Source organism: Pedobacter sp. 01N416 (assembly GCF_056399685.1).
In genome coordinates, this window is record NZ_JBFTRT010000534.1 from 1 (window position 1) to 4640 (window position 4640).

4 protein-coding genes and 3 pseudogenes are annotated in these 4640 nt (G+C 38.3%); 1 reads left to right on the forward strand and 6 read right to left on the reverse strand.

Annotated features, from left to right (window positions below; translation table 11 throughout):
* Positions 1-51: 51 nt before the first annotated feature.
* Positions 52-396 (reverse strand): 50S ribosomal protein L20, encoded by a 345-nt coding sequence (rplT, locus tag AC1DND_RS23040; protein ID WP_025144714.1) that lies wholly within the window; start codon positions 394-396, stop codon positions 52-54.
* 75 nt (positions 397-471) lie between these two features.
* A complete protein-coding gene (gene rpmI / locus AC1DND_RS23045; RefSeq protein ID WP_477584929.1) occupies positions 472-669 on the reverse strand; it encodes a 50S ribosomal protein L35 in 198 nt (65 codons plus the stop codon).
* Between rpmI and infC (AC1DND_RS23050) the strand changes: the two are divergent.
* A pseudogene (infC, locus tag AC1DND_RS23050) lies at positions 647-790 on the forward strand (translation initiation factor IF-3); the annotation flags it as partial. The gene rpmI and the pseudogene infC (AC1DND_RS23050) sit on opposite strands and share 23 nt — an antisense overlap.
* Here the strand turns inward: infC (AC1DND_RS23050) and infC (AC1DND_RS23055) are convergent.
* The 4 genes and pseudogenes from infC (AC1DND_RS23055) to AC1DND_RS23070 all read right to left on the reverse strand — a co-directional run.
* Positions 790-1149 (reverse strand): annotated as a pseudogene (gene infC, locus AC1DND_RS23055) (translation initiation factor IF-3); the annotation flags it as partial. The pseudogenes infC (AC1DND_RS23050) and infC (AC1DND_RS23055) sit on opposite strands and share 1 nt — an antisense overlap.
* A 16-nt stretch (positions 1150-1165) precedes the next feature.
* Positions 1166-2823 (reverse strand): annotated as a pseudogene (gene thrS / locus AC1DND_RS23060) (threonine--tRNA ligase).
* A gap of 116 nt (positions 2824-2939) precedes the next feature.
* Positions 2940-3434 (reverse strand): hypothetical protein, encoded by a 495-nt coding sequence (locus AC1DND_RS23065; protein ID WP_477584927.1) that lies wholly within the window; start codon positions 3432-3434, stop codon positions 2940-2942.
* On the reverse strand, positions 3431-4528 hold the full coding sequence (locus AC1DND_RS23070) for an acyltransferase family protein (RefSeq protein ID WP_477584928.1): 1098 nt from the start codon (positions 4526-4528) through the stop codon (positions 3431-3433). The genes AC1DND_RS23065 and AC1DND_RS23070 overlap by 4 nt, the downstream gene beginning before the upstream one ends.
* Positions 4529-4640: the final 112 nt, after the last annotated feature.

A 4640-nucleotide genomic window follows, 5' to 3' on the forward strand; every position in this document is an offset into this window, starting at 1 on the left:
ATTTTACATCGGGACCTTTTTTAAATATGATTATCGCCTAAGCGAAAATTTCTATTTTACTGCATCAATTACAGCTTTGAAAGCTTCTGGATGATTCATTGCTAAATCAGCCAATACTTTACGGTTTAAACCGATTTCTTTAGAAGCTAGTTTACCAATTAATTGAGAGTAAGAAATACCGTGCTGACGAGCACCTGCATTAATACGTTGGATCCATAATCCGCGGAATTCTCTTTTCTTAACTTTACGGTCACGGTATGCATATTGCAAACCTTTTTCTACTGTGTTTTTAGCAACAGTATAAACCTTACTTCTTGCTCCCCAATAGCCTTTGGCTAGATTAAGGATTTTTTTTCTTCTTCTTCTCGAAGCTACTGCGTTTACCGAACGTGGCATGTTGTTGTTGTTTTTTGGCAAGCGGCGTTCCGTTTAACCGGAAACTTAAAGCCTGATACCTGGTGAATTAATAAATTACTTTCCGATACAAAGCATACGTTTAACGTTACCCATATCAGCATCAGATACGATACTTGCTTGACCTAAGGCACGTTTACGTTTAGTGCTCATCTTTGTTAAGATGTGACTTTTGTATGCGTTGTTTCTTTTGATTTTACCTGTTCCAGTAAGCGAAAAACGCTTTTTAGCACTGGAATTGGATTTGGTAGAAATATCTCCAAATGCCGTACCACCAGTTTGTAGAATTATTGATTACAGTAAATTTGTTTACGAGCAGAAGAAAAAGCAGAAAGAAATTAAAGCTAATGCAAAACAAACTGTAATTAAGGAGATCAATTTAAACTGGAAATCGTGATCGTTGGTGTTAGGACCAAAACGGATCTCCTTAATTACAGTTTGTTTTGCATTAGCTTTAATTTCTTTCTGCTTTTTCTTCTGCTCGTAAACAAATTTACTGTAATCAATAATTCTACAAACTGGTGGTACGGCATTTGGAGATATTTCTACCAAATCCAATTCCAGTTCATCAGCAAGTGCCAAAGCTTTTGCCAAAGGATAAATCCCCGGTTCAACATTATCGCCAGCTAAACGCACTTCGGGCGATTTAATATACTGATTAATGTTATGCTCTGCTTCTTTTTTCTTAAAAGGTGGACGTGGTCCCCTGTTAAATCCTGGTCTTCCTAATGCCAAATTTGTACTATTTAATTTAAACTGTTATTTCTTTTCTTAATAAATTGTTGAACTCTTCCAACGTCATTTCGCCTAAATCTCCCTCACCATGTTTGCGGACAGAAACTTTTCCTTCTGCCATTTCCTTATCACCGATAATGAGCATGTATGGGATCTTTTTAACTTCCGAATCGCGTATTTTGCGACCGATTTTCTCATCACGAAAGTCAATCAGCCCGCGAATATCGGAATTAAAGCATCTTTCACCATAAAATCGAGCTTAGGGCCATAGAAAGCGGCTTCGCCATATTCTACAACAGTATTTAAGCCTTTTTCTGCAGCTGCTTCGATAATGGCATTTTCAGATAGTCTCCAATTTTCGTCAGAACCAATATATTTCGATTTGTTCTCCGGGTCTCTTAATGAAACCTGAGCAGTATAGTTATCAAAACCTAATGATTTAAATACATAAAGCACCAAGTCGATTACTTTTTTAAACTCTTCTTTCACCTGTTCTGGCATACAGAATAAGTGTGCATCATCTTGAGTAAAGCCACGTACACGGGTTAACCCATGTAATTCGCCACTTTGTTCGTAACGGTAAACCGTGCCAAACTCGGCAAAACGAACCGGAAGATCTTTATAAGAACGAGGTTTTGTTTTGTAAATCTCACAGTGGTGAGGGCAGTTCATCGGTTTTAGGAAGAACTCCTCTCCTTCTTGTGGCGTTTTAATTGGTTGGAAGGAATCTTTACCGTATTTCTCCCAGTGACCTGAGGTTACATATAAATTTTTGTGTCCGATATGTGGTGTTACTACTTGCTCGTAGCCTGCTTTAGCCTGTGCTTTAGTTAAAAAGTTCACCAAGCGCTCGCGCAAAGCAGTTCCTTTAGGCAGCCATAAAGGCAAGCCCATTCCTACTTTTTCTGAGAAAGCAAATAACTCCAGCTCTTTCCCTAATTTACGGTGATCGCGTTTTTTTGCTTCCTCAATCATTAAAAGATATTCAGTAAGCTCGCTCGCCTTAGGGAAAGTTACCCCATAAATACGGGTTAATTGTTTTTTGGTTTCATCGCCTCGCCAGTAAGCACCAGCTACATTCATCAGTTTTACTGCCTTCACAAAACCAGTATTCGGAATATGTGGGCCACGGCATAAATCGGTAAATGAACCTTGGGTATAGAAAGTAATCTTACCATCTTCCAGGCCATCAATTAAATCCAATTTGTACTCATCGCCTTTTTCGGTAAAATATTTTACCGCATCAGCTTTGCTCACACTTTCGCGTACAAAAGTTTCCTTTTGCTTAGCCAGTTCGATCATTTTGGTTTCGATGGCCTTGAAATCGTCCGAAGAAAATTCACGGTCGCCAAAGTCTACATCATAATAAAAACCAGTTTCGATAGCTGGGCCGATACCGAATTTGGTACCCGGATAAAGTGCTTCTAAAGCCTCAGCCATTAAGTGAGCTGATGAATGCCAAAAAGTCGATTTTCCGGCAGTATCATTCCAGGTCAATAATTTTACTGATGAATCAGATTCGATTGGTCTTATTGAATCCCAAACTTCGCCATTAACCTCAGCGGCTAATACGTTACGGGCCAAGCCCTCAGAAATTGACAATGCAATTTGGTGGGCAGAAGTGCCCTTTTCATACTGACGGACAGAACCGTCAGGTAAAGTAATGTTAATCATCTACAACTATGATTTAAATTTTAAATAAAAAAGTTTTAAAGATCACTTACAATGTGATTTTATTTTGTGCAAAGGTACGAAATTTATCCTGCTATTTAATACTGCCGCTTAAAATTCTACTTCGGCTGCAGTCCTACTTCTTGCAGATAAACTTTCTGAATAGCCAGTAACTGATCAGGATAGGTATTCAGTTTTTCATATTTAACGGCCAGCAGGTCATAGTATTTTCGTTTTTCGTCAATGGCTTTTACATGCAGCATTTCCTTTGCTGTTTTGCCATAATCGTTTATGGCAGTGAGGTATTGTATTACACCTTCGTTAAATTTTGCAGCCGCTTTACTTGGTTTCAAACGTGCGATATCAAGAAGGTCTATTTTTGAATTATTGATCAGATTGTCAGCCTTGTGCGACAGGAAAATAGAATCAGGAAAACCTTTTGCATATACCTTCGAAGTATCTTTAAAAACACTATCCGTTTCATCGATCTGTTTCATTTCCCGCAAAAAAATTGAAGTTACTTTTTCGTTGTAGGTATAATCATTATTTGATGGCTTGCAGCTAAACAGCATAATTAAGAAAAGGAAAAACAAGGCAGGTTTTAAAGATTTCATATTCTGTTATCGTTTAAAAATTTTTGCTTAAGGTATTTGCGCAAAGGAATATCTACAAATCTCATTACCATATAAGAGAAAACAATTAAAAGCAGTACAGAAACCGGTATCACCACCCAAAGTGAGGATGCTGGTGGCTGAACTTCGGCTACATAGGTTAAAAATATCCAAACAAATGGATAATGTACCATATAAAGCGGATATGATATTTCGCCTGAGAGATTACAGATCTTTTTAAACGATGGGTTTAATACGGTACCTGCTCCTAATGCCACTAAAAGCGGAAAGTAAAACAGCACAAGTATCGGCTCGGTAATCCAATTGTATTTATCATTAAAAGGAACTAAAAAGGCTGCGAGCAAAAGTACGATCATGCCTAAAAAGCCAAGTTTATTTTTGATCACCCAATTTAAACGGTAAACCAGCATACCGGCTGTAAAAGAATACAGCACACGTGCTCCACCGTCCCAGAAATTCTGTCCTCCCCAGCCGCCACCTACGTTGGTAGCGCGAACAGCTACATAACAAAGGCATACCGCTCCTATAACAACCAAAGCGATCAGTGATTTTTTACCCAGGCGGTAAAGTATAAAAATGTAAAAGATATTGGCAATATATTCCCAAAATAACGACCAGGCCGGTGCATTTAAGCAGAATAAGTTGGTATACCGCTCGGGCATGGCCGGATAAGGGATTAAAAAAGCTGAAGATAAAAATAAAAGAAAGGTTTTCCCGAATCCATAAACCTCATAAAGATCGCTGTATGGATCGATCAGAAAAGTGATCAGTCCTAAAACGGAACCAATAACCACCAGCGGGTGCAAACGGATAAGCCTTAATTTAAAGAACTGTGTAATCCCGATATGTGGTGCACGGCTATCGTAAGCATAGGCAATTACAAAGCCGGATAAACAGAAAAAGAAGTCGACAGCGAGGAAACCATGTGAAAGAAAATTCTTGTTATAATTGGTAATCGCGATTTCCATAAAGTGATAAATTACCACCACAATGGCAGCTACGCCCCTTAATCCATCTAAAATTTCGAAATGTTGCTTGGTTGCTAATAAATTTGTTTTGTTCTCGGCTGTAATCACTTTTGGCTAGGTTATATTTAACCCCAATAATAGTTATTCTCAGTTTAGATGCAAAAACTAAAGTCAACCTTTTCAAAAATGATACAAAAAAAGCCCTGAACGCTTGCAGTTC